Origin of the sequence: Bifidobacterium tissieri (genome assembly GCF_002259645.1) — a bacterium.
Taxonomy (GTDB): Bacteria; Actinomycetota; Actinomycetes; order Actinomycetales; family Bifidobacteriaceae; genus Galliscardovia; species Galliscardovia tissieri.
On sequence record NZ_MWWV01000018.1, the window covers coordinates 86,801 to 112,349 of the forward strand.

At 62.0% G+C, this 25,549-nt stretch carries 18 protein-coding genes; 17 read left to right on the forward strand and 1 reads right to left on the reverse strand.

The window, feature by feature from the left end; all coding sequences use genetic code 11:
- Position 1: 1 nt before the first annotated feature.
- Positions 2 to 1,420: a DUF349 domain-containing protein gene (locus tag BTIS_RS10175; RefSeq protein ID WP_094665119.1), complete on the reverse strand. Its 1,419-nt coding sequence runs from the start codon at positions 1,418 to 1,420 to the stop codon at positions 2 to 4.
- An 87-nt stretch (positions 1,421 to 1,507) separates the two neighbouring features.
- On the opposite strand from BTIS_RS10175, the gene hisS reads away from it, so the two are divergent.
- The 17 genes from hisS to BTIS_RS10260 all read left to right on the forward strand — a co-directional run bounded on the left by hisS (position 1,508) and on the right by BTIS_RS10260 (position 25,434).
- Positions 1,508 to 2,890, forward strand: coding sequence for a histidine--tRNA ligase (gene hisS, locus BTIS_RS10180; RefSeq protein WP_094665121.1), 1,383 nt, complete (start codon positions 1,508 to 1,510; stop codon positions 2,888 to 2,890).
- Between the two features lie 70 nt (positions 2,891 to 2,960).
- Positions 2,961 to 4,760: an aspartate--tRNA ligase gene (gene aspS / locus BTIS_RS10185; RefSeq protein WP_094665123.1), complete on the forward strand. Its 1,800-nt coding sequence runs from the start codon at positions 2,961 to 2,963 to the stop codon at positions 4,758 to 4,760.
- A 163-nt stretch (positions 4,761 to 4,923) separates the two neighbouring features.
- Positions 4,924 to 5,484: a YbaK/EbsC family protein gene (locus BTIS_RS10190; protein WP_181160734.1), complete on the forward strand. Its 561-nt coding sequence runs from the start codon at positions 4,924 to 4,926 to the stop codon at positions 5,482 to 5,484.
- Positions 5,485 to 5,574: 90 nt separating this feature from the next.
- Positions 5,575 to 6,348 carry an amino acid ABC transporter ATP-binding protein gene (locus BTIS_RS10195; protein ID WP_158216897.1) on the forward strand — a complete coding sequence of 258 codons (774 nt, stop codon included), beginning with the start codon at positions 5,575 to 5,577 and terminating at the stop codon, positions 6,346 to 6,348.
- 92 nt (positions 6,349 to 6,440) lie between these two features.
- Positions 6,441 to 7,271 carry a glutamate ABC transporter substrate-binding protein gene (locus BTIS_RS10200; RefSeq protein WP_094665127.1) on the forward strand — a complete coding sequence of 277 codons (831 nt, stop codon included), beginning with the start codon at positions 6,441 to 6,443 and terminating at the stop codon, positions 7,269 to 7,271.
- Between the two features lies 1 nt (position 7,272).
- Positions 7,273 to 7,950, forward strand: coding sequence for an amino acid ABC transporter permease (locus BTIS_RS10205; protein ID WP_094665129.1), 678 nt, complete (start codon positions 7,273 to 7,275; stop codon positions 7,948 to 7,950).
- Positions 7,951 to 7,954: 4 nt separating this feature from the next.
- Complete coding sequence (locus BTIS_RS10210) at positions 7,955 to 9,166, forward strand: amino acid ABC transporter permease (RefSeq protein WP_094665131.1); 1,212 nt, start codon at positions 7,955 to 7,957, stop codon at positions 9,164 to 9,166.
- A 470-nt stretch (positions 9,167 to 9,636) separates the two neighbouring features.
- Entirely contained in the window at positions 9,637 to 11,313 is a 1,677-nt protein-coding gene (gene kdpA / locus BTIS_RS10215; protein ID WP_094665133.1) for a potassium-transporting ATPase subunit KdpA, read from the forward strand.
- 3 nt (positions 11,314 to 11,316) lie between these two features.
- On the forward strand, positions 11,317 to 13,485 hold the full coding sequence (kdpB, locus tag BTIS_RS10220; protein WP_094665135.1) for a potassium-transporting ATPase subunit KdpB: 2,169 nt from the start codon (positions 11,317 to 11,319) through the stop codon (positions 13,483 to 13,485).
- Between the two features lie 24 nt (positions 13,486 to 13,509).
- Positions 13,510 to 14,136 carry a K(+)-transporting ATPase subunit C gene (gene kdpC / locus BTIS_RS10225; protein ID WP_094665137.1) on the forward strand — a complete coding sequence of 209 codons (627 nt, stop codon included), beginning with the start codon at positions 13,510 to 13,512 and terminating at the stop codon, positions 14,134 to 14,136.
- A gap of 152 nt (positions 14,137 to 14,288) precedes the next feature.
- Positions 14,289 to 17,132, forward strand: coding sequence for an ATP-binding protein (locus tag BTIS_RS10230; RefSeq protein WP_094665139.1), 2,844 nt, complete (start codon positions 14,289 to 14,291; stop codon positions 17,130 to 17,132).
- Positions 17,110 to 17,817, forward strand: a complete 708-nt coding sequence (locus BTIS_RS10235; protein ID WP_094665141.1) for a response regulator transcription factor — start codon at positions 17,110 to 17,112, stop codon at positions 17,815 to 17,817. Before BTIS_RS10230 ends, BTIS_RS10235 begins: the two co-directional genes overlap by 23 nt.
- 47 nt (positions 17,818 to 17,864) lie before the next feature.
- Positions 17,865 to 18,593 carry a ubiquinone/menaquinone biosynthesis methyltransferase gene (locus BTIS_RS10240; RefSeq protein ID WP_094665143.1) on the forward strand — a complete coding sequence of 243 codons (729 nt, stop codon included), beginning with the start codon at positions 17,865 to 17,867 and terminating at the stop codon, positions 18,591 to 18,593.
- 156 nt (positions 18,594 to 18,749) lie between these two features.
- The gene (locus tag BTIS_RS10245) at positions 18,750 to 20,303 is read left to right on the forward strand and encodes a bifunctional metallophosphatase/5'-nucleotidase (RefSeq protein ID WP_158216898.1); all 1,554 of its coding nucleotides are present in this window, start codon (positions 18,750 to 18,752) and stop codon (positions 20,301 to 20,303) included.
- A gap of 80 nt (positions 20,304 to 20,383) precedes the next feature.
- A complete protein-coding gene (locus BTIS_RS10250) occupies positions 20,384 to 21,364 on the forward strand; it encodes a PPK2 family polyphosphate kinase (protein ID WP_094665147.1) in 981 nt (326 codons plus the stop codon).
- 61 nt (positions 21,365 to 21,425) lie between these two features.
- Positions 21,426 to 23,948 carry a DEAD/DEAH box helicase gene (locus BTIS_RS10255; protein WP_094665149.1) on the forward strand — a complete coding sequence of 841 codons (2,523 nt, stop codon included), beginning with the start codon at positions 21,426 to 21,428 and terminating at the stop codon, positions 23,946 to 23,948.
- A 67-nt stretch (positions 23,949 to 24,015) separates the two neighbouring features.
- Entirely contained in the window at positions 24,016 to 25,434 is a 1,419-nt protein-coding gene (locus BTIS_RS10260; protein ID WP_094665151.1) for a replication-associated recombination protein A, read from the forward strand.
- Positions 25,435 to 25,549: the final 115 nt, after the last annotated feature.

A 25,549-nucleotide genomic window follows, 5' to 3' on the forward strand; every position in this document is an offset into this window, starting at 1 on the left:
ACTACTTCACGGCGTTGAGCCACTGCTCCTTGGTGGCCTTCTCGGCCTCAAGCGCGGCCTTCTTCTTCGGATCGGTCTCGGTTTCGATCTTCTTGGCCAGCTCGGCGAGTTGAGCGGTCAGCTGCTCCTCGAAGCTGGACTTACGGGCATCGGTCTCCGGATCGGTCTGCGTCCATTCGGCGTCCTCGACGGCCTTGATCTGCTTCTCGACGGCGTCAAGACGGCTTTCGATGCGGTGCACGTCGCCACGCGGCACGTAGCCGATCTGATCCCACTCGTCCTGAATCTTGCCCAGGGCTTGACGGGCCTCCTTGGCGGCCTTGACATCCTTCACGGGCAGCAGGGCCTCGGCGCGAACCAGCAGAGCCTCCTTGGCGGCGAGGTTCTCCTTCTCACTGGAGTCGATCTGGTCACGATCGGCCTGACGGGCGTTGAAGAAGGTGTCGGCGGCCTCACGGAAACGGTTCCACAGCGCATCGTCATCGTTGCGTCCGGCACGACCGGCCTTCTTCCAACGGTCCATCAGCTCGTTGAACTTGCGCGAGGTCTCTCCCCAGTCGGTGGAGTCCTTGATGCTGTCGGCTTCCTCGATGATGGATTCCTTGACGCTCTTGGCATGGGCGCGTTCGGCGTCGCGGTTCTGCGCCCACTTGCGACGGGACTGGTTGAAGACGGTACGGGCGGAGGAGAAGCGCTTCCACAGCACGTCGGCCTGGGCCTTGTCGATGCGCACGCTGGTGCGCTGATGGGCCTGCCACTCGTCGAAGAGGGCACGGAACTTGTCCGCAGTGGAACGCCAGTTCGTGCTGTCGCCAAGGGATGCCGCCAATGCCTCGGCCTTTTCCACGATGGCGGTACGTTCCTCGATTGCCTTGGCCACGGCGGCCTTGCGGGCAGCGGACAGTTCTTCCTTCTTCTTGGTACCGGCGGCCTTCAGCGCCTCGAACTGCGTGTTCAGCGCCGCGAGATCGCCCACCACCGGCGGGTTGGAGATCTCCTGCTCCAGCAGCTTGATGGAGTCGTCAATGTCGTGGGGCTTGATGCTCTGAGACTTGAGACGGGTTCCCAGGAAGTCCAGCTTCGCCTTGAGATCAAGGTAGCGGGTCGCATACAGACGCAATGCGGATTCCTTGTTCTTGTCGCCCTCGGCGAACTGTCCGACCTCGCGTTCGCCGTCCCCGTCCTTCACATACACGGTGCCATCGTCGGCGACACGCCCGAACGCTTCGGCCTTGGCGAGCTCCTCGTCGGAGTACGAGCTCTTGACCGGAGCCACCTTCGGCGTCTTCTTCGCGAAGGCCGCGGGGGAGGGGGCGTGCGGTTTGGGGGCCGCCGGCTTCGGTGCTGCCGTCGAAGGCTCGGAAGCCTTCGGGGCGTTGGCGGATACGTTCTCGGGTGTGGTTGCAGTCTCGTCCGACATGACCAGCTCCTTGTGTTCTTGCGTGAGAGAGATTGGGAAGAACCGAATGTCACGATTTTTCCACAACTAGACCTATTATATGGACTCGTGGCAAAAGGCGCATCATTATCAGGTTTCCCGGAGTGGCTCCCCGAAGAACGGGTCGTCGAGCAGCAGGCTATCGACACGCTCCGCAGGATTTTCGAACTCAATGGATTCCTCGGCATCGAGACCCGTGCCGTGGAGCAGGGCTCCAGCCTGCTGAAGAAGGGCGAGACCAGCAAGGAGATCTACCTGCTGAGCCGTCTTCAGGAGGTAGGACAGGACAACGACACCCCGGTGGAGGATCGGCTTGGCCTGCACTTCGATCTCACCGTGCCGCTGAGCAGGTATGTGGTCGAGCACTCCGGCGATGTGGCGTTCCCCTTCAAGCGCTGGCAGATCCAGAAGGTCTGGCGTGGCGAGCGCCCGCAGGAGGGACGTTTCCGCGAATTCATCCAGGCCGACATCGACGTGGTGGGCAACGGCGAGCTTCCCTCGCACTATGAGGTGGAGCTGCCGCTGGTCATGGTCTCCGCGCTCGAGGCGCTGCGTGCGTTCGGTCTGCCCAAGGCGACCGTCCACGCCAACAACCGCAAGCTTTCCGAAGGCTTCTATCGTGGTCTTGGCCTCGAGGACATCGAAGGCGTGCTGCGTGAGATCGATAAGCTTGACAAGATCGGGGCCGAAGAGGTCTCCAAGCTGCTGATCTCGGAATGCGGTGCGAACGAGGCTCAGGCGGCGGCTTGTCTGGAACTGGCGGAGCTGAGCGCGTCCACCGGTGAGGAGCTGGAGCGTGAGTTCCGCGCGCTGTGCGCACGGCACGGCATCGAAGAGTCCTCCGACGCATACGCGCTGGCTTCCGAAGGTCTCGCCACGCTCGCCATGATCGTGGACGACGCCGCACGCATCCGTCCCGGCTCCGTGGTGGCGGATCTGAAGATCGCCCGCGGTCTGGACTACTACACCGGTTCCGTGTACGAGACCTTCCTCGACGGTGCCGCGTCTCTCGGATCGATCTGCTCCGGTGGCCGTTACGACAACCTTGCCACCCAGGGCAAGAAGAAGTATCCGGGCGTGGGCCTGTCCATCGGCCTGTCCCGTCTGGTCTCCTACATGCTGCACACGGCTGGCGCCCACGCGAACCGTCAGTCTCCCGCTGCGGTGCTTGTCGCGGTATGGAACGAGGAGGAGCGCGGCGAGGCCAATCGCATCGCCGAGGCCCTGCGTTCTCGCGGCATCGCCACCGACGTGGCGCCCACGGCCGCCAAGCTCGGCAAGCAGATCAAGTACGCCGACAAGCTGGGCATTCCGTATGTGTGGTTCCCCGGACAGGAGGGAGCCGGCGACGAGGTGAAGAACATCATTACCGGAGACCAGCAGGCCGCTGACCGCACGTCGTGGCAGCCGGATACTGTGTACTCCCGGCAGACCGTCGAATACGGGGACTGATATCCGCATTTGATCCGAACATTTTCCGCGTGACTGTTCATCACGGGGAACCGACAACAAAGGACGGAAGATGAGCCAGACGGCTTACAGAACACATCATGCGACCGAAGTGACCGAGGCGCTCGTAGGGCAGAAGGTCACCCTTGCGGGCTGGATCGATCGTCGCCGCGACCACGGTGGTGTCGCCTTCATCGATCTGAGGGACAACACCGGTCTGGTGCAGGTGGTGATCTACGACGAGGAGATGGCCCGCCCGCTGCGCAGCGAGTTCGTCGTGCAGATCACCGGCGAGGTGCGCCTGCGTCCGGAAGGCAACGAGAACGATCATCTGGCCACCGGCAAGATCGAGGTCGTCGTTGAGGACCTCAAGGTGCTTGCCAAGTCCGACGCGCTGCCCTTCCAGGTGTCCACTGCGCTCGAGAACGAGTCCGAGAACAAGCTGCCGGGCGAGGACGTGCGTCTCAAGTACCGTTATCTTGATCTGCGTCGTCCCTCCATGCAGCACAACCTCAAGCTGCGTTCCGACATGGCCAAGGCGGCTCGTCACGCACTTGAGGAGATGGACTTCACCGAGGTCGAGACCCCGACGTTCATCAAGTCCACCCCTGAGGGCGCCCGCGACTTCGTGGTGCCGGCACGTCTGGTGCCGGGCTCTTGGTATGCGCTGCCGCAGTCCCCGCAGCTGCTCAAGCAGCTGCTCATGGTCTCCGGTGTGGAGCGTTACTACCAGCTCGCCCGCTGCTACCGCGACGAGGACTTCCGCGCCGACCGTCAGCCCGAGTTCACCCAGCTCGACATGGAGATGGCCTTCGTCGATCAGGAGGATGTCATGGCCATGGCCGAGAAGGTCATCGCCGCCATCTGGAAGTCCGCCGGCTATGACATCCAGCTGCCGATCGCCCGCATCTCCTGGCAGGACGCCATGGACAAGTACGGCTCCGACAAGCCGGATCTGCGTTTCGGCAACCAGATCGTCGAACTGACCGAGTACTTCAAGGACACGCCGTTCCGCGTGTTCCAGGCCCCGTACGTGGGTGCCGTCGTCTATCAGGGTGCCGCGGATCTGCCGCGCCGTCAGTTTGACGCATGGCAGGACTGGGCGCGCCAGCGCGGAGCCAAGGGACTTGCCTACGTGCAGTTCACCGAGGACGGCACGCTCAAGGGACCTGTGGCCAAGAACCTTTCCGATGCGGAACGTGAGGGTCTGCGTGAGGCCGTCGGCGCCCAGCCCGGTGACGCCGTCTTCTTCGCCGCTGGTGCCCGCGAGTCCTCCCAGCTGCTGCTCGGTGCCGTGCGTGTCGAGATCGCCCGTCGTCAGGGTCTGCTCGATCCGAAGAAGTTCGCGTTCACCTGGGTCGTTGACTTCCCGCTGTTCAAGCCGACCGACGATCCGGATGACGATGACGTGGCGGTCGGCCACTCCAAGTGGACCTCCATGCACCACCCGTTCACCATGCCGTCTGCGGATTGGATCGACAAGTTCGACAAGGATCCCGAGCACGCCATGTCCGACTCCTACGACATCGTCTGCAACGGTGAGGAGATGGGTGGCGGTTCCGTGCGTATCCACCGCGACGACATTCAGGATCGTGTGCTCAACGTCCTTGGCATCGAGCCCGAGGAGGCGAAGGAGAAGTTCGGATTCCTGCTCGACGCCTTCAAGTTCGGTGCGCCGCCGCACGCCGGCATCGCCCTTGGCTGGGATCGTACCGTGTCCATTCTCGCCGGTGCCGATTCCATCCGCGACGTCATCGCCTTCCCGAAGGCTGGCGGCGGCCGCGACCCGCTGACCGGCGCCCCGGCTCCGATCTCCGACGAGCAGCGTGCCGAGACGGGTGTCGACTACGACCCCAACGAGGACGAGGACTGACCGGTTTCCTCCGTGGTATTTCCCAATAGGAAACTCACCGGGGTTGAATAACGGTCTATAGGTATTACGAATAGCGCCATCGGCATGTGCCGGTGGCGCTTTCGTTATTCTCAACACCAGTGACGAGCCGGGGAACCGGAAATATGTCGGGATCGGGGGATACATGGCGTTGGAAATACTGGACTGGCATGATGGAAAACTGCTGGCGAAGCCGGTGTTCGACGCGTTGAATGCATTGATCGCCAATGGCGTGGATGAGAACCTGGTCATCGGGGTCACCGAAAACACCGACGAGGAGTCGGACACCGACCTGTGGTGCCCGAAGTACGGCATTCCTTTTGCGACGACCGGCAATGTCGTAGTCGTCCACACGCATAAGACCCGCAAGGCTCCGCCGTTGTTCGCGGCCGCATTCGTCACCGCGGACAGTCGCGCCGATCTCAATGGTCTGGTCAAGCACACGCTTGAGGTCAGCAAGGTCTCCTTCGCGCCCATCGCCGCCGCCGTTGAGGCCACTGGCATGGAATCCGGCGGCATGTCGCCGATCGGCCTGCCCGCCGAATGGCCACTGCTGGTGGACCGTCGCATCCTTGACATTCCGAGGCTGTATCTCGGTTCGGGCATCCGCCCGTCCAAGCTTGTCGTAAACGGTTCCATCTTCAACCATATTCCGGGCGCGCGCATCGTGGAGAATCTGGGGAAGGCCCGTCCCGATCAGCAATAGATCCGACGGCGGTATCGGCGTCGTCCTTTGCCGATCCCGTTCAGTGGGCGTGTCAAACGATTGAACCTTGGCATGGGCTATACTGCCCCTATGTCTGAAGAGAAGATTCTGAATACCGAGGGCGCGGAGCGTCCGCTCGTGGAACTCACCCACGTCGAAAAGCATTTCGGCGACCTTCATGTCCTCAAGGACATCAACCTTAAGGTGGCCAAGGGAGAAGTGCTTGTTGTCGTTGGGCCGTCCGGCTCCGGCAAGTCGACCATGTGCCGCACCATCAATCGTCTGGAAACCATCGATTCCGGCGACATCCGTATCGACGGCCGACCGTTGCCGCAGGAAGGCAAGGAACTTGCCAACCTCCGTGCCGAGGTGGGTATGGTGTTCCAGTCGTTCAACCTGTTCGCCAACAAGACGATCCTTGAGAACGTCACTCTGGCTCCCATGCGCGTACGTCACATGGACAAGAAGGAGGCCGAGGATCTGGCCATGGATCTGCTGGCCCGAGTCGGCGTCGACTCCCAGGCCAACAAGATGCCCTCCCAGTTGTCCGGCGGCCAGCAGCAGCGCGTGGCCATCGCCCGCGCCCTGGCCATGCAGCCCAAGGTCATGCTGTTCGACGAGCCCACTTCGGCGCTGGACCCCGAAATGGTCAACGAAGTGCTCGACGTGATGATCGAACTGGCCCATGAGGGCATGACGATGATCTGCATCACCCATGAGATGGGCTTTGCCCGTCGAGCGGCCGATCGCATCGTGTTCATGGCCGACGGCGAGATTCTCGAGGAAGCCGCTCCCGACGAGTTCTTCGACAATCCGAAGACCGAACGTGCCAAGGACTTCCTGTCGAAGATCCTGACGCACTGAGATTCACACACATCGATGAACCATGTGAGCCATTCCGTCGTATATGCGTATATGTGCACGGCGGAGGAAAACAAGTGAGAAGAATGAACACAATGATTATCAGTCTGCGACGGCTGGGACGAAAGGCGCTGGCATGCGTGTGCGCACTGGCCTGCCTGGTGTCCCTTGCCGCCTGCGGGTCGGACGAGGAGGCGGGCAAGATCCGCATCGGCATCAAGTTCGACCAGCCCGGACTCGGCTTCAAGAAGTCCGGAACCTACGTGGGATTCGACGTTGACGTTGCCCGGTACGTTGCCCGGCAGCTCGGCTATTCCGAGGATCAGATCATATGGAAGGAAGCGCCGTCCAAGCAGCGTGAGGCCATGCTGCAGAACGGTGATGTGGACATGATCCTCGCCACGTATTCGATCACCGACGCACGTAAGAACGCGGTCTCGTTCGCCGGACCGTACTTCGTGGCTGGTCAGGATCTGCTCGTGCGCAAGGACGACACGTCCATCAACGGTCCCGAGGATCTGAACGGCAAGCGCCTGTGCTCGGTGACCGGATCGACGTCCGCGACCACCGTCAAGGAGAAGTTCGCCAACGAGGTGCAGCTCATGGAGCAGCCCGGCTACGCCGAATGCGCCACGGCACTGTTCTCCGGCATCGTCGACGCGGTGACCACCGACGACATCATCCTCGCCGGTCTGGCATCGGCATCCCGCGGCAAGCTGCGCGTGGTCGGCAAGCCGTTCACCCAGGAATACTATGGCGTGGGCATCAAGAAGGGTGACAAGGAATTCGCCAGAAAGATCAACGCCGCAATCAACGGAATGATCGAGGACGGCGCATGGCAGCGCGCCGTGACGGATAACACCAAGGGCACCGGGTACAAGCCGAACGCGCAGTACAACCCGCCGAAGGCCAAGGAAGGGGAGTGACATGGAAAGTCTCATCAGCCTGTTCAGTGAATACGACATTCCCGCCGCATTCCTCGTCAACATCGAACTGACTCTCTGGTCCACGCTCTTCTCACTGATTCTCGGCGTGATCCTGGTCATGATGCGCATCTCGCCGATCGGCTCGATGCGCACCGTCGCAGGCGGCTATGTGGAGTTCTTCAAGAACATGCCGTTGACGATCATCATGGTGTTCATGGTGCTCGGCGCATATGCCCAGCTCAAGCTCACGTTCTCCGACACGTTCGCGACGAACTTCTTCTGGCTCGCCGTCACCGGTCTGAGCCTGTACACGGCGGCGTTCGTCTGCGAATCGCTCCGCTCGGGCATCAACACCGTGCCGATCGGACAGGCCGAGGCGGCTCGCGCGCTGGGACTGAGCTTCATGCAGTCCGCCACGCAGATCATCCTGCCCCAGGCATTCCGAGGATCGGTGGCACCGCTCGGCAACACGTTCATCGCGCTGCTGAAGAACTCCACCGTGGCGGCCGCGGCCTCCGTGGCCACGGAGACGTCATCGCTGATGAGCGAGATGATCGAATACCATCCCGACGTGATCGTCTCGATCTTCCTGATCTTCGCGTTCGGCTACGTGATCCTGATCATCCCCATCGGCATGCTCACCACGTTCCTGTCCAACAAGCTCGCAGTGAGAAGGTGACCAGATGAACAACACCTCATCATCCGTCCTGTTCGACCAGCCCGGTCCCAAGGGACGTCGTCGCATCACGATCATCAACTGGGTGGCCGGCGTCTGCTTCGCCATCATCCTCCTGCTCATCCTCATGCGTCTGCACAATCCTCCGAACGGCGAGAACCAGCTGAGCTGGGAACTGTGGAAGCCGGCATTGGAGAAGGAGGCGTGGACCGACTTCTACCTGCCCGGTCTGTGGATGACCATCAAGGCGTCCGTCCTCGCCGTGATTGGTTCCGTGGTCTTCGGCCTGCTGTTCGGCATCGGCCGACTGCTGCCGAACGTGATCATACGAATGGTCTCCTCCGTGATCGTGGAATTCTGCCGCGCCGTGCCTGTGCTGCTGCTCATGATCTTCTTCTGGCGCTGGTTCGCGTTCACCGGCATGGCATCGCCCTCCTACTGGGCGGTCGTGCTCGCTCTGGTGCTCTACAATGGCTCCGTGGTGGCCGAGCTCGTCCGATCCGGTGTGGGCAATCTGCCCGGCGGTCAGCGTGAAGCCGCGCTCGCACTGGGCCTGACCCGCACCGAGTCCCTCATGCAGATCGAGGTTCCCCAAGCGGTCACGGCCATGCTGCCCGCCGCGGTCACCCAGCTCGTTGTCGTACTCAAGGACACGGCTCTGGGCTCCATCATCATGTACACGGATCTTCTGCAGGAATCCCGCCGCCTCGGATCCATGTACTTCAACATTCTGCAGACCTTGGTCGTGGCCGGCATCGTGTACTTCTTCGCCTGCTGGCTGCTGTCCCGTCTGGCCGAGTGGCTTCCCGAGCACATGCAGAAACGCACCGCCGCTCCGGTGGATACCGAGCCGGTCGCCCCGATCGCCGTCATGGACCCCTCCAACGTCAATCAGATCGCCGTGGCCAAGGAGATGAAGGAGCTGCCGCTCGGCGGCACGCCGCGCAAATACCATGCGCATCATCGCGGCACGAACGCGTCGATCCATAATTGGCGTCGTACTCGCTACGAGCAGGGGTATGACCAGACGCATCCGGAGACTCAGGACAGACAGTCTTCCGAGGACAAGTCAGTCAGTGCGCCAAAGAAGACCGAGGATCGTCACGAATCCAGAAAGAGCTTCTCAGGAGACCATCATCGATTCGGCGCAGCCACGTTCAAGCATGGTGCCGACATCGGCAAGGGACACACCGACATCGGCGGAAAGCCAGAGATCTGATCCGCCTGATCCGATTCCACGTATACAGGGACCGCACCCGTTTTCCGGGGCGGTCCTTTTTCGTTAATTCGGTGTTAGTGGCATGCCGCGTTTCACCGCCAAAGCCATATGTAAACCGTTAGGATTCCGATCCGTTCGTCGCGCCATCTCTAGCATTGAATCCGTAATGGCCGGTCGGCGCGATGAAGCACGGAAGTATGTGAGTGCCTGCGTCGACCGGTTTTCGTTTGACCAAAGGAGAGGACATGCCTTGGTGGGTTGATGTCGCCTACGTCGTTGGCACGGTCGTCATATTCATTGTGTTCGATCTGTGTGGAAAGTGGGTGGACAAGCTATGATGGCCGTTTTTACCACATTGGGTGTGATTCTGGGAATCGTCGGAGTCGTTTACATGATGTACTCCCTGTGCCGTCCCGAGAAGTTCTGATATCGGCTCGGATTCATACAAGGTCAAGGATCAAGGTTTCGATATGGTTTATCTGTTCGCTGTTCTGGCATTCGCGTTGATTGCCATCATCCTGGCGGTGATATACAAACCGCTGGGCGACTACATGTACGAGGTCTTCAACTCCGACAAGGATCTGTTCTTCGAGCGCTGGATCTACAAGATCATCGGCGTCGCCTCCAACAAGGAACAGAACTGGAAGGCCTACCTGCGCGGCGTGCTTGGATTCTCGCTGATGAGCGTGCTGTTCCTCTACCTGCTGCAGCGTGTGCAGCAGTGGCTGCCGTTCTCGCTGGGCTTCCCGAACGTCGAGGGGCCGCTGGCGTTCAACACTGCAGCATCGTTCGTGACGAACACGAACTGGCAGTCGTATTCGCCTGATGTCACGCTGGGCTACACCGTGCAGTTCGCCGGTCTCGCCGTGCAGAACTTCGTGTCCGCGGCCGTGGGCATTTCCGTGGCCATTGCGCTGGTGCGCGGCTTCGCTCGTCGCAAGTCCGACACGATCGGCAACTTCTGGGTGGATCTCACCCGTTGCACCATGCGTATTCTCATGCCGATCGCTATTGTCATGGGCATCATCCTCATGGCGCTTGGCGTGGCTCAGAACTTCGCCGGCTTCGTCGATGTCCAGACCATCGCCGGCGGTAGCCAGTCGATCATGCAGGGTCCCGTGGCCTCCCAGGAGGTCATCAAGGAGCTCGGTACCAACGGTGGTGGTTTCTTCAACGCCAACTCCTCTCACCCTTACGAGAACCCGAATATGTGGACGAACCTCATCGAGATCCTGCTCATGCTGTGCATCCCGGTGGCACTGACCCGCACCTTCGGCCGTATGGTTGGCAATATCCGTCAGGGCTATGCGCTGCTCGGTGCCATGGTCACCTTGTTCGGCATCAGCTTCCTCGCCGTGGTGACCGCTGAATCGTTCTCCAACGATCCGATCACCAGCCTGACGGGCGGCTCGATGGAAGGCAAGGAGGATCGCTTCGGCATCGTCTGGTCCGGCCTGTTCGGCACGACGTCCACGTCCACGTCCACTGGTGCCGTCGACTCCATGCATGACTCGTACACGGCTCTTGGCGGCATGATGTACATGTTCAACATGATGCTCGGCGAGGTGAGCCCGGGCGGTGTGGGTGCCGGTCTGTACGGCATTCTCGTCATGGCCGTCGTGGCTGTGTTCATCGCCGGCCTGATGGTGGGACGTACCCCGGAGTACTTGGGCAAGAAGATCGGCCCCCGTGAGATGAAGATGGCATCGCTGTACTTCTTGGTCATGCCTATCACGGTCGTCGTCGGTGTGGCGCTGAGCTTCGCTCTGCCGTTCGCCCGCCAGTCCGTGTTCGACACCTCGTTGGCCAATGACGGCAACCATGGCTTCTCCGAGGTCGTGTATGCGTTCACTTCAGCGGCCAACAACAATGGTTCCGCATTTGCCGGCCTGACGGCCGATACTCCATGGTTGGATACCGCTCTTGGCATGGCCGTGCTGCTGGGCCGGTTCCTGCCCATCATGCTGGTCATCGCTCTGGCAGGCTCCCTCGCCAAGCAGGATGTGGTTCCGGAGACCTCCGGAACGATGAAGACCGACAATAGTCTGTTCGTCTTCCTGCTGGTGTTCGTTATCTTCATTATCTCCGCGCTGACGTTCTTCCCGACGCTTGCTCTGGGACCGTTGGCTGAAGGATTGGTGGCGTAAGCAATGTCTACCGCAACTGCGAATGGCGTCGCGAACGATATCGCGTCCGACGTCAGGAATTCCAACAACAAGTCCATGGGTGCCATGCTCATCAAGAGCCTGCCCGACGCGTTGCGCAAGTTCGATCCGCGCAACATGTGGCACAACCCCGTCATGTTCATCGTGTGGGTTGGCGCTGCGTTCCTTACCCTGCTTGGCATTGGGCAGCTTTTCGCCCCGGCCGAGCTTTCCCAGGGACAGCCGGTGTATTTCACGTGGATCATCGCCATCGTGCTGTGGTTCACCGTACTGTTCGCGAATCTCGCCGAGGCAGTGGCCGAGGGGCGTGGCAAGGCTCAGGCCGATGCGCTTCGCAAGACCCGCACCACCACGCCGGCTCACCGTGTGGTGTGCTATGACGAGGAGAACGATCCCGATGTCCGTGGTCCGGAAAAGGGAGAGGGTCCGTCGTCCATCGTCGAGGTTCCCAGCTCCGATCTGAAGCTTGGCGATGTGGTTGTTGTCGAAGCCGGCGATCTGATCCCCGGCGACGGTGACATCATCTCCGGTATCGCATCCGTGGACGAGTCCGCCATCACCGGTGAGTCCGCTCCTGTGATTCGTGAATCCGGCGGCGACCGTTCCGCCGTCACCGGTGGTACTCGCGTGCTGTCCGACCGTATCGTCGTGCGCATCACGCAGAAGCCGGGCGAGAGCTTCGTGGACAAGATGATCGCCCTCGTTGAGGGTGCCAACCGTCAGAAGACCCCGAACGAGATCGCCCTGGACGTGCTCTTGAGCTCGCTGACCATCATCTTCCTGATCGTGGTGCTCTGCATCAATCCGCAGGCTTCCGCGGTGGGCGCCTCCGTGAGCCTGACCGTGCTGATCGCCCTGCTGGTGTGCCTGATCCCGACCACGATCGGTGCCCTGCTGTCCGCCATCGGCATCGCCGGCATGGATCGTCTTGTCCAGCGCAACGTGCTGGCCACGTCCGGTCGAGCCATTGAGGCGGCCGGTGACGTCACCACCCTGCTGCTCGACAAGACCGGTACCATCACGTACGGCAACCGTCAGGCTTCCAACTTCCACGCCCTGCCCGGTGTGGACCATGATGAGATCGTGCGTGCGGCCGCGTTGAGCTCGCTCGCCGACTCCACTCCGGAAGGCCAGTCCATTGTGGATCTGGCCCGCAAGGAGGGCATGGAACTGAAGGACATTCCGGGTGCCATTGCTGTGCCGTTCACCGCTGAAACCCGTATGTCCGGTCTGGATCTGCCCACCGGCGAGCGCATCCGCAAGGGTGCCACCTCCGCGATCGAGCATTGGGTTGCCGAGGAGGGTTCCGGCGTTGGCCAGGAGATCCTCGACGCTATGCACGACCGTGTGGAGAGCGTCTCCAACGCCGGCGGCACGCCGCTGGTGGTCGCCGAGCAGGATGCTTCGGGCGTCGTCAAGATCCTGGGTGTCGTCCAGCTGAAGGACGTCGTGAAGGAGGGTCTGCGCGAGCGTTTCGCCGACATGCGTGCCATGGGTATCCGTACGGTGATGGTCACCGGCGACAACCCGCTGACCGCTGCGGCCATCGCCAAGGAAGCAGGCGTCGACGATTTCATCGCCGAAGCCAAGCCTGAGGACAAGCTCGCCTACATCAAGAAGGAACAGGCCAAGGGCCAGCTCGTCGCCATGACCGGTGACGGTACCAACGACGCCCCGGCGCTTGCCCAATCCGATGTCGGCGTGGCCATGAACTCCGGTACCTCCGCTGCCAAGGAGGCCGGCAACATGGTCGACCTCGACTCCGATCCGACCAAGCTCATCGACATCGTGCAGATCGGCAAGCAGCTGCTCATCACCCGCGGCGCGCTGACCACGTTCTCGATCGCCAACGATATCGCGAAGTACTTCGCCATCATTCCGGCCATGTTCATGGAGCAGTTCCCCGGACTCGGTGTACTGAACCTCATGGGTCTGCACAGCTCGCTGTCCGCGGTCCTGTCCGCGATCATCTTCAACGCGATCATCATCGTGCTGCTGATCCCGCTGGCACTGAAGGGTGTCAAGTACCGTGCGGAATCGTCGGAGAAGATCCTTGGCCGTAACCTGTCGATCTACGGTCTGGGCGGCATCGTCGCACCGTTCGTCGGCATCTGGATCATCGATCTGTTCGTCCGTCTGATTCCCGGGTTCTGACCCGAGGCTTGAAAGAAGGCATCTATGAAGAACGCAATGGCGCTCAACATGCGCAGCTATTGGGCCGGTCTTAGGGCGGTCCTGGTGTTCACGGTCATCGTGATCGTCTACACGTTCGCCATGTTCGGCATCGGCCAGCTCGGCATGCCGGATAAGGCCAACGGTTCGCTGATCACCGACGAATCGGGTCAGGTGGTTGGCTCCTCTCTGATCGGACAGTCGTTCACCGATTCCAAGGGCGAGGCGTTGCCGCAGTACTTCCAGTCCCGTCCGTCGGCGGCTGGAGCCAGCGACGACAACCCGTCCGGGTACGATGCGTCCGCATCGTCCGGAACGAACCTCGGTCATCAGGATGAGGGTCTTATCAAGGATGTCACGACGCGTCGCGCCGAGATTGCCAAGCGTGAGGGCGTGAACGTCAAGGATGTTCCTGCCGACGCCGTGACCGCATCCTCCTCCGGACTCGATCCGCACATCAGCCCCGAATACGCGGCCATTCAGGTTCGCCGCGTGGCCAAGGAGCGTGGCATCAGCGAGGAGAAGGTAGAGCAGCTGGTCAAGGACAACACCACCGGACGTGGACTCGGTTTCATCGGCGAGCCCGTTGTCAACGTGGTGACCCTGAACAAGGCGCTTGACGACCTGTCCTGATCCATGTCATCCGTTCCGTCAGGGGCGGTGAGCCCGTTCCCGCGATTCATGTCGCGGGAACGGGCCTTCGTTCGTTCGGAACATGCATCCTCTACAGTGGGGGTGGGTCTGAAATCCCGAAATCACGCATCGCAGAAAGGATCGCATCGTCAATGGCAAGGGCGCGAGGATCATTCCGGGTTTTGCTTGGTGCAGCCCCCGGCGTAGGCAAGACCGTGGCCATGCTCAAGGAGGGGCATCGGCTCAAGGATGATGGCAAGGATGTAGTCATCGCCCTGCTGGAGACCCACGGTCGTAAGGTCACCGAGCAGTCGGCGGATGGACTGGAGATCGTTCCCCGACGTCGTCAACGGTATCGTGGGATGACGCTTGATGACATGGATCTGTTCGGCGTCATCGAACGGCATCCGCAGGTGGCATTGGTCGACGAACTCGCCCACACGAACATCCCCGGTTCCGTGCACGAAAAACGATGGCAGGATGTCGAAGATCTTCTTGACGCTGGTATCGATGTGATCACAACCATCAACGTGCAGCATATCGAGTCCTTGAACGATGTGGTGCGTGAGATCACCGGCAGCACGCAGAAGGAGACCGTTCCAGACAAGGTGCTGCGGTCCGCCACACAGGTCGAGCTGGTCGATCTTCCCCCGGAGACGCTTCGTGAGCGTCTGGCCGCGGGTTTCGTGTACAAGCCCGATCGGGTGGATGCCGCATTGAGCAACTACTTCCGTGTAGGGAACCTTACCGCGTTGCGAGAGCTTGCCTTGCTCTGGCTTGCCGGACGTGTGGACGAGGCGTTGAAGGAGTATCGCAGCGAGCATCACATCAAGGCCAAATGGGAGACCCGAGAGCGCGTGGTTGTGGCGTTGTCCGGTGGACCGGAGGGTGACCAGCTGCTTCGTCGTGGCGCTCGTGTGGCGCGTGCTTCGGGTGGCGGCGACCTGATCGCCGTGCATGTCACTTCGGAGGACGGCTTGGCCGGCTCGGATCCTAGTCTGCTGACCAGGCAGCGTAATCTTGTGGAGAAGCTTGGCGGCACCTATCATCAGATCGTCGGTGAAGATATCCCCGACGCCTTGCTGGATTTTGCGCGGGCGAACAATGCGACGCAGGTCATCGTCGGAGTGTCGAGACGCAGCCTGCTGTCGCGATGGCTTGGACGACCGTCCGCGACGAGCGGGATCGTCGCCAAATCCGGCGACATCGATGTGCATATTGTCACCCATACGTTCGCCAACCGCGGTCTGCGGCTGCTTCCCCGATACCGGCAGTCCCTCGGATTGGGCAGAAGGATCGTGGGGCTGGTATTCGCATTGTTGTCGGTCCTCGGCGTCAGCTGGTTGTTGGCGATGTTCTCTTCAGTACAGTCGGCCCAGCGTGACGCGTTGATCCTGCAGCTGCTGGTCGTGGTGTCCGCTGTGATCGGCGGACTGATTCCCGCGACCGTGGCCGCCGTGCTCAGCGGTCTGGCGCTTGATTTTCTGTATACCGCGCCGGTGGGTACGCTCCATGTGCTGCGCATATCGGATGTTGTGACGATCATCCTGTATGTGGTTGTGGGTCTGATCGTCGCGATCGTGGTCGACAACGCCAGCTCCCGTGCCCGTCAGGCGCAACGTGCCAGGGCGGAGTCGGAGATGCTGGCAAGCGTGGCCAGCGCCGTGCTCCGCAGTGACGACCCGTTGCGCGCGATCGCGCACCGTACCCGTGAGGCATTCGGCTTCGATTGTGTCCGCATTCTTGACAAGGGCCGGCTTCTCGTCTCCGATGGAGAGCCCTTGACCTCATTGGGCATAGCAGCCGGCGAAGGGATCGAGCATGACACGATCTCGCTGAACGATGGTGGGCCATCTCTTGAACTGTACGGGCATACGGTCGAGGCGGGCGATCAGCGCATGCTCATGGCGATCCTTTCCCAGGTGCAGACCGTGATCGAACACAATGATCTGGAACGCAAGGCGAGCGAGGTTGAGCCTCTTGCCGCTGCGGAGAAGATTCGCACCGCGCTGCTCAACGCCGTCAGCCATGATCTCCGCCGTCCCCTCGCATCCGCCACCACGGCGGTGTCCGGTCTGCAGCGCATGGGCGACAAGGTGAGCGCACAGGATCGTGTCGAGCTGCTCAAGGTCGCATCCAACGGCCTCAAGCAACTCACCAATCTGGTCACCGATCTGCTGGATGTGTCCCGACTGCGTGAGGGCGCACTGCCGTTGTCACTGGTCGCCACCGACGTGGTGGAGGCCATCATGCCGCTGTTCGATGAACTGGGCATTGGCCCCTGGAAGGTCGATCTCGACATCGCCCCCAACCTGCCCTCCGTGGTGGCGGACCCGTCACTGCTGCGTCGGGCGCTGTCCAACGTACTGGTCAACGCGTTGCGATTCACTCCTTCGGACAAGCGGGTGCGCATCGCCGCATCCACCTTCAACGGCGTCGTCGAAATCCGCATCGTCGATCAGGGCCCCGGCGTGCCCGATGATCGCAAGGAGGATATCTTCGTGCCGTTCCACCGGCTGGGCGACACCGACAACACCACCGGTCTGGGACTCGGCATGGCCCTGTCGAAGGGATTCGTCGAATCGATGGGCGGCACGATCGAACCTGAGGATACGCCGGGCGGAGGCCTGACCATGGTCATTTCGCTACGCGTCGCGGACCCGGCCTTGTACCCGGGGCAGCCCATCCCTCATGCGGAGCGTCCCGACCCCTCGCAGATGCTGGGGGAGAACACCCTCAATCTGTCCGGTGCGATCTCCGACGTCATACTGCCCCTGCCGGGCGAAGGCCCCTCCGAGGAGCGGGGGCTTGACCGGTTCATCAACTACGGCATCACGCGATCCTCAGACGGGACGGGGGACGAGTCCGCCGATGACCATGCCCCAGATGAGGCGCCAACACCTACGCCGACGGCGACAGCAACGCTCACCACGGAACCAGCCGTGAAGAATGAGAACGAGAAGGACGGACATAATGAAGATATTGATCGCGGATGATGATCCGCAGTTCCTCAAGGCGTTGAAGATCACGCTGCACTCACAGGGATACGAGATCGTCACCGCACGCGACGGCGTGGAATGCATCACCGTGGCGGTCCGGGAGCATCCCGACCTGTTCATGATCGATCTTGGCATGCCGAAGATGGATGGCATGGGTGTGATCCAGGGCGTACGAGGATGGACCGAAGCGCCCATCCTCGTCGTTTCCGGACGCACCAACGAACGGGAGAAGGTCGCCGTACTCGATGCCGGTGCCGACGACTACGTGACCAAACCGGTGCCGATCGACGAACTGCTTGCCCGAATCCGCGCCCTGCTACGCCGTACCCGCAAAGAGGATTCCGACGCGCCATCCTCCACGTTGACCTTCGGTGATGTGACGGTGGACCTGGCCGCCCACGCGGTATTCCGAGGACGCAAGGGACGTCAGGTCCGCGTACGACTCACCCCCACTGAATGGAAGGTCCTCGAGGCACTCGCCCGCAACGCCGGACGACTTGTGACCAGACAGGACCTGCTCACCGAAATATGGGGCGCCCAGCATGTGCGTGACACCGGATACCTCCGGCTTTACATCTCCCAGTTGCGCAAGAAGATCGAAAGCGACCCCTCGCACCCGCGCTACCTGAAGACCGAACCCGGCATGGGATACCGGCTCGACCTCGACGAACCCGAGCACTGACGGGCCACCGTGCACGGCATGATGGAAAGCACGGTATCGTGTGCGGTATGCATACCCAGAAAGCCGCGCTCAAGGACCCGGCACAACAGTCGACCATGTTTGCCCGGATAGCACGCCACTACGATCTGATCAACGATCTGGCTTCGTTGGGGCGAGACCGCGCATGGCGTCGTGTCGTGGCCGACGAACTCGAACGAGGGTGCCACGGGCTTGCCGACAGAATGATCCTTGACGTGGCCTGCGGCACCGGTGCCTCCTCGCGCGCGCTCGCATCCCGTGGCGCCCTGGTCACCGGTTGCGACATCAGCGCCGGCATGCTCGACATCGCACGCCGACGGGAATCCGAACGGGGGAGCGGCGCACGGCCGTCCATCCGGTATGAGCGATGCGACGCCCAGCGGCTGCCGTTCCCCGATCACCGGTTCGACGCGGTCACCACGTCGTATGGCTTGCGCAACATGCCCGACCCTATAGCGGTGCTCGCCGGCATGCGGCGCGTGTGCCGTCCCGGCGGGATCATCGTCGTGCTTGATTTCGACACCCCTGACAATCCGGCATGGCGCATGCTGTATGAACGGTATCGCACGATCATGCTGCCGATGCTGGGAAACCTGTTTGGAGGCAACGGCGACGCCTACCGGTATCTCGACGACTCGATCGACGCGTGGCCGGGACGCGCCGGCGTCGCCGCGATGCTGCGGAAGACGGGATGGCATGACGTGGCCTACCGTACGTTGTCGGGTGCGATCGCGTCGATCTGCCGTGCCCGCGCCTGATCCGACTCATTGTCGACGGGAGTTCATGTCAGCGTAGCCGACACGTTCGTCTATCGATCATTGCCGGCCACCTTGTGTCGATACCGTGAACCTGTGGTTTTCGAGGGAATGCACGGTGACGGTCTGCGCTTCGCCTGGCCTCGCCCGGCAAAGATCATGACACTGCTGATTGCGGCGACGCTTCTCGCCGGAACACTCGTATCGCGGCCCGCCGCCGCAGTCGACGACGAGCGCACGGTCACCATAGCGGACATCACCGATTTTCACGGGCACATCGAGCATGGCGACTGGGTCGAAACCGAGGTGGAACAGGCCCGACGCCATAACCCCGGCAACACGGTCTTCGTATCGACCGGGGATCTGGTGGGCGGATCCCCATACCCTTCAGCGGTCCAGCAGGATCGTCCCACGCTGGACATGGCCGGCATATGGGGGCTGACCGTCAGCGCGATGGGCAATCATGAGCTGGATCGCGGCGTCGATGACTTCAACGATCGGGTCGCAGCCCCGAACAACGGCATAGACTGGCTTGCCGCCAACGTGGAACGGACCGAACAATTCTCCAACCTACGCGATTACACCATGCGAACCGTCAACGGCACGCGCATCGCCTTCGTCGGAGCGGTCACCGATCATCTTTCCTCGGTGCTGTCCGCAAGCATCATGAAGGACGTCCATCTGAAGGATACGGCTGTACGCAGTGTCAATCGGGTGGCCGATATGCTGTCCGACGGTGACGAGTCCAACGGCGAGGCCGACGTGGTGGTGGCGCTCATCCATGATGATGCGGATATCGTGGCCCGCGACGAGACGGGACTGAACGGCAACATCGACCTCGTCTACACAGGGCACACCCATGCGAACAAGACCGGACGGCACACCCGTTTCGGCGCGCCCATCATCGAAGCCGGCAGTTATGGCAATACGCTCGCCGTGCAGGATCTGCTGGTCTCCGGAAGCGGCCGGAATGCGCGGGTGGTCGTGCGCGATTCGTTCGGCGTGCCACTGCAGCGACGCTCCGACGCCGTGTTGCGGTCGGCTGCGGCGACGTCGCTCCAGACGGATACGCGGGTGACCGATCTCGTCCGTGCGGCGAACGCGTCAGCCCACGCCACCGGGGATGTTCCCGTCGCAAACGTGAGTCAGCCGTACGACAAGACCGACGAACAGGGCAGGATCGCATTGCATACGCTCATCGCCGATGCGGCCTTGGATGGGGCGCGACGTACGAGCGACGGCGCCGGTGCCCGTGTCGGATTCTCCAATCCAGGCAGTCTGCGCACCCAGGCCCTTGATCTGGATGGCGACGGCACGGTCACCGTCCGTGAAGCCCGGGACATGATGGCCCTGCAGTTCGACAACGCGGTGGTCACACTCGACGGTGCGCATGTCAAACGTCTGGTGGCCAGACAGTGGCGGCATGACCGTGACGGTGTGTGGCATCGCGACGCGCTGGGCGTCTCATCCAACGTATCCGCCGACATAACGTTCTCCGATCGCGGAGTGGCCGTTAACGCGCTCAGCATTGACGGCGTACCGGTGGATGACGCGCAGCCGATCCTTGTGACGGGTAACAGCTTCCTGCTGACGGGAGGAGACGGGTTCTCGGACTTCCTCACCGGCAACGACTATCGGGACACGGGCGTTCCCTACGCCCAGACCCTCATCGATTTCCTGCGCGCCGGTGGGAGGCCCCAGAGCCGGTCGTAGGACACGACCGATATGTGCATCGGATCGGTGTCGAAGCGACTACAGTGGGCTGAACGAACTCGACGCTGAGGGAGACCGTCATGGCAGACACTCGATACATCAACAACGCGCTCAACAGCGCATCCAACGCAAGCCGAGGACTTGACAAGGCCATCAAACGACGCAAATCACTGCAGGATCGTCTGAAGCTGGCCGGCGAGACATCGGCCCTGCTCAGCTCGGTGTGGAGCAAGCACCCAACCACCCGCCTGCGGTTCGGAACCGGAGTGGACGATCTGTCCGACGTCAAAGGGGGATCCACCCCAGGCTTCCACGCCACCAGCGAGGAGGGGGAGCGGTTCATCGCGTTGAGCTCCACCGAGATCGCCCGATACCAGAGCCTGCTGTACGCCAACGGCGCATCGGGCGGACATCGGCGGCTGCTCATCGTGCTGCAGGGCATGGACGCCTCAGGCAAGGGCGGCATCGTGCGCCACGTGTTCCGTCAGGTCAATCCCATGGGAATCCACTATCACGGGTTCGGCAAACCGACCGCGGAGGAGTCCGCCCACGACTTTCTATGGCGTGTGCGACGCGAGCTGCCGGCCGGTGGCTGGATCTCCATATTCGACCGGTCTCATTACGAGGACGTGGTGATGCCCCACGTGTATCACACCATGGACGAGACCGAATGGCGATCCCGGTATGAGACGATCCGACGATTCGAGAAGGAACTGGTCGCCGACGGCTGCGCGATCATCAAGATCTTCCTCGTCGTCTCCCGCGACGAACAGCGCAGACAGTTCCTCGAACGCCTCGACGATCCGACGAAGCATTGGAAGTTCGACGTCTCCGATCTGGACGCGCGCGCACGATGGGACGACTACATGGCCGCATGGCAGGACGTGTTCGAACAGACCGGCACCGACTACGCCCCCTGGTATCTCGTCCCCGCCGACAACCGCTGGTACTCGCGGGCGGTCGTATCGGAGCTGCTGCGAGTCACGCTCAAAAGCATGGAACTGTCCTGGCCGGCAGCCGACTACGATCTCGACGAGGCACGCCGCAGACTGAACGAATAGGTTCATCGGATCCAGCGGCGTTCACGCTAGACTTGATCGAGTGGAACGGACTTTACAGGACATGATTCCGGGGCGTGGCGATGACGACCGCAGCCTCGACGCCGACGACATCTACGACCGATTCTTCTCTTGGGTCGAATCACGGGGCATCACACCATGGCCCCATCAGGAGGAGGCGATCATGTCGCTGCTCGCCGGGGATCACGTGATCCTCTCCACACCCACCGGATCCGGCAAGTCCCTCGTCGCGCTCGGACTGCACTTCGCAGCCCTGTGCACAGGACGCCGCTCCTACTACACCGCGCCGATCAAGGCGCTGGTCTCGGAGAAGTTCTTCGATCTCGTGGCCACGCTCGGCCGAGACAACGTCGGCATGATCACCGGCGACACGCACATCAACAGCGATGCGCCGGTGATCTGCTGCACCGCGGAGATCCTCGCCAACCAGGCGTTGCGCGAAGGCCGCCACGCCGACATCGGCTGCGTGGCCATGGACGAATTCCACTACTACGGCGACCCGGAACGAGGGTGGGCATGGCAGGTCCCCCTGCTCACCCTGCCCCGCACCCAATTCCTTCTCATGAGCGCCACGCTCGGCAACGTCGACGGCATCGCCGACACCCTCGAAACCCACACCAGCGCCGACGTGGCCATCGTCGACGACGCCAAACGCCCCATACCGCTCAGCTATGAATACGTCGACACACCACTCGCCGCAACCGTGGAACTGACCATGCGTCGCGGCGAATCACCCATCTATGTCGTCCACTTCTCCCAGGACGCGGCCCTCGAAACCGCACAGGCCCTCTCCAGTGCGGGAGTCACCACCAAGGAGCAGCGGGCCAGCATCGCGGAAGCCATCAAAGGTACCAAATTCACCACCGCATTCGGCAAGATCCTGCAACGACTGCTCCGCACGGGCATCGGCGTCCACCATGCCGGCATGCTCCCCCGATACCGGCGACTCGTCGAACAACTCGCCCAGCAGGGACTCCTCCCCATCATCTGCGGCACCGACACACTCGGCGTGGGCATCAACGTTCCCATCCACACGGTGATCCTCACCCAGCTGACCAAATTCGACGGCTCACACATGCGCCGCCTCCGCGCCCGCGAATTCCACCAGATCGCCGGACGCGCCGGACGATCCGGCTTCGACACCGAAGGCCTCGTCATAGCCGAAGCCCCCGAATACGAAATCGAAAACGCGCGAGCGCTCGCCAAAGCCGGCAACGACCCCAAGAAACTCAAGAAGATCAAACGCAAGAAGGCCCCCGAGGGATTCGTCACCTGGAACAACGCCACCTTCGACAAACTCATCGACCAGCCGCCGGAAACCCTCACGCCCCACCTGCGCATCACCCACTCCATGGTCCTCGCCGAAGTCGAACAAGGCGGAGACGCGCGCAAGCGAGTCAACGACCTCATCGACGACTCGGCACAGACACCACAGCAGAAGGACAAGCTCCACGCCCGCGCCGACGAGATCTTCCAGACACTCATCGACACCCAGGTCATTGAAAGCGAAACCAACACCGACGGCACCGTCGACTACTACACCACCGTCGACCTGCCCGAAGACTTCGCCCTCGACCAGCCGCTCTCACCCTTCCTGCTCGCAGCGCTCGAACTCCTCGACCCGGAAAGCGACACCTACGCCCTCGACGTCATCTCCATGGTCGAAGCAACGCTCGAGGACCCGCGCCAGGTGCTCCGGGCCCAGGAACGTCAGGCCCGAGACAAGGCGCTCGCCGACATGAAGGCCGACGGCCTCGAATACGACGAACGCATGGACAGGCTTCAGGAGATCACCTATCCGAAACCGTTGGAGGACATGCTCGACGCGGCCTTCACCCAGTACCGCAAGGACGTGCCTTGGGCCAACGACTACTGGCTCAGCCCCAAATCCGTGCTGCGCGACATGATCGAAACCGCCTCCGATTTCACCGGCTACATCGCCCGATACGGCATCGCCCGTTCCGAAGGCACACTCCTGCGGTACCTGTCCGACGCCTACCGTGCGCTCGAACGAACCGTACCTCCGGAAAAATGCGACGAGCAACTTGATGACATCATCGCCTGGCTGCGCGTCATCGTACGCGGCATCGACTCCAGCCTCGTCGACGAATGGGAGAACTCCGGCAGAACCGACGAAGACGCCGCCACCGCCGCGCCGCCCACACGCGACAGCGTCGTCCAGGATCGACGAGGACTCACGGTTCTCGTCCGCAACGCACTCTTCCACCGCGTCGAACTCATCGACCGCGAAGACAGCCGCACCCTCGCATCCCTTGATGATCAATGGGGTATGGGACTACGAGACTGGGAAGACACCCTCGACGACCTCTACGACGACCACGAATACATCAACGTCGACGCACAGGCCCGATCCGCAGACTACTTCATCCTCGACACCAAACACGAAAACGACGAGCACACCTGGCACGTCCGCCAGATCCTCGACGACTCCGACGGCGATCACGACTGGGCCATCGACGGCATCGTCGATCTCGACGCCACCCAGGACAGCGCCGAAGTCGTCTTCGCCGACTACGCGGTCGGCCCCATCGAAGAACTTCGATAATCCAACAGTCCCACCACGGCCCACGGTATAGAACACGCGTTCGAAGCCGTGGGCTACACTGGGACCCATGCCGGAAGATCTCTTTGGCGCCGCCGACGCCACACAGGAACCTACACGCCCGCTCGCCGTACGCATGCGCCCCACCAACCTCGACGACGTGGTCGGACAGCAGCGCATTCTTGGCAAAGGCTCACCGCTGCGCCGCCTCGCATCACCCTCCAGCCGCCGATCCCTCACCGCCCCCAGCGCCATCATCCTCTTCGGACCCCCCGGCGTCGGCAAAACCACCCTCGCCTACATCGTCGCCCGCCAATCCGACCGCGCCTTCGAAGAGCTCTCCGCCGTAACCTCCGGCGTCAAAGACATCCGCGCCGTCCTCACCCGCGCCCACGAACGACTCGTCACCAGCGGCCAGGAAACCGTACTCTTCATCGACGAAGTCCACCGATTCTCCAAAACCCAGCAGGACGCACTCCTGCCCAGCGTCGAAAACCGAGACATCACCTTCATCGCCGCCACCACGGAAAACCCCAGCTTCTCCATCATCTCCCCACTCCTGTCCCGATCCGTCGTCGTCAAACTCAACCCACTCGACAGTCACGACCTCACCACGCTCATCCAACGCGCACTCACCAGCCCGCACGGACTCAACAACCAGGTCACCGCCACCCCACAAGCCATAGACGACATCATCCGCATGGCCGGCGGAGACGCCCGCAAAACCCTCACCATCCTCGAAGCCGCAGCCGGAGCCATCCCGCAACGCAGCACAAGCGACACCGACGACACCATCCCCACCATCACCCCAGACATCGTCGCCAGCGTCATGGACCGCGCCACCATCCGATACGACAAAAACGGCGACGACCACTACGACGTCGCCAGCGCCTTCATCAAATCCATGCGCGGATCCGACGTTGACGCCGCACTCCACTACCTTGCCCGCATGCTCCGTGCCGGAGAGGACCCACGTTTCATCGCCCGACGCATCATCATCGCCTCAGCGGAAGAAGTCGGCATGGCCGCGCCCCAAATACTCCAAACCACCGTCGCCGCAGCACAGGCCGTGGCCCTCGTCGGCATGCCCGAAGCCCGCATCATCCTTTCCGAAGCCGTCATAGCCGTCGCCACAGCCCCCAAATCCAACGCCAGCTACAACGCCATCAACGCCGCGCTCGCCGACGTGGACGCCGGCCTGTCCGGCCCGGTTCCGCTGCATCTGCGCAACGCCCCGACCAAGCTCATGAAGCAATGGGGCAACCACGAGGGCTACCAGTACGCGCATGACGCGCCCGGGGCCATTGCCGCCCAGCAGTACATGCCGGACGAGCTCGTGGGCAGGGAATACTACCATCCGAACGACAGGGGATATGAGCGGGAGATCGGACCCCGACTGCAGCGCATCCGCGAAATCCTCCGCGATGGGACGGAACAGAACGAGCGACAGTCGCGACAGCATCCGCAGGATGATCGCCATTCCGACTGAGCTGACTGGAACCGGCCGTGCCTCTCCGGTCGGCTGAAACCGTGACGGCCATAATGTGCGACGTATCACAGTACGAGAAAAACTGTCCAATATCCGGAATAAAACACAGGGGACA

Bases quoted from the DNA above. Each gene is read 5' to 3' on its own strand.
- BTIS_RS10210 (WP_094665131.1), top strand. From the start codon at position 7,955: ATGAACAACACCTCATCATCCGTCCTGTTCGACCAGCCCGGTCCCAAG.
- aspS (WP_094665123.1), top strand. From the start codon at position 2,961: ATGAGCCAGACGGCTTACAGAACACATCATGCGACCGAAGTGACCGAG.
- BTIS_RS10260 (WP_094665151.1), top strand. From the start codon at position 24,016: ATGCCGGAAGATCTCTTTGGCGCCGCCGACGCCACACAGGAACCTACA.
- kdpC (WP_094665137.1), top strand. From the start codon at position 13,510: ATGAAGAACGCAATGGCGCTCAACATGCGCAGCTATTGGGCCGGTCTT.
- BTIS_RS10255 (WP_094665149.1), top strand. From the start codon at position 21,426: ATGATTCCGGGGCGTGGCGATGACGACCGCAGCCTCGACGCCGACGAC.
- BTIS_RS10190 (WP_181160734.1), top strand. From the start codon at position 4,924: ATGGCGTTGGAAATACTGGACTGGCATGATGGAAAACTGCTGGCGAAG.
- BTIS_RS10235 (WP_094665141.1), top strand. From the start codon at position 17,110: ATGAAGATATTGATCGCGGATGATGATCCGCAGTTCCTCAAGGCGTTG.
- BTIS_RS10250 (WP_094665147.1), top strand. From the start codon at position 20,384: ATGGCAGACACTCGATACATCAACAACGCGCTCAACAGCGCATCCAAC.
- BTIS_RS10230 (WP_094665139.1), top strand. From the start codon at position 14,289: ATGGCAAGGGCGCGAGGATCATTCCGGGTTTTGCTTGGTGCAGCCCCC.
- BTIS_RS10245 (WP_158216898.1), top strand. From the start codon at position 18,750: ATGACACTGCTGATTGCGGCGACGCTTCTCGCCGGAACACTCGTATCG.
- kdpA (WP_094665133.1), top strand. From the start codon at position 9,637: ATGGTTTATCTGTTCGCTGTTCTGGCATTCGCGTTGATTGCCATCATC.
- BTIS_RS10205 (WP_094665129.1), top strand. From the start codon at position 7,273: ATGGAAAGTCTCATCAGCCTGTTCAGTGAATACGACATTCCCGCCGCA.
- BTIS_RS10195 (WP_158216897.1), top strand. From the start codon at position 5,575: ATGTCTGAAGAGAAGATTCTGAATACCGAGGGCGCGGAGCGTCCGCTC.
- BTIS_RS10200 (WP_094665127.1), top strand. From the start codon at position 6,441: ATGATTATCAGTCTGCGACGGCTGGGACGAAAGGCGCTGGCATGCGTG.
- BTIS_RS10175 (WP_094665119.1), bottom strand. From the start codon at position 1,420: ATGTCGGACGAGACTGCAACCACACCCGAGAACGTATCCGCCAACGCC.
- kdpB (WP_094665135.1), top strand. From the start codon at position 11,317: ATGTCTACCGCAACTGCGAATGGCGTCGCGAACGATATCGCGTCCGAC.
- BTIS_RS10240 (WP_094665143.1), top strand. From the start codon at position 17,865: ATGCATACCCAGAAAGCCGCGCTCAAGGACCCGGCACAACAGTCGACC.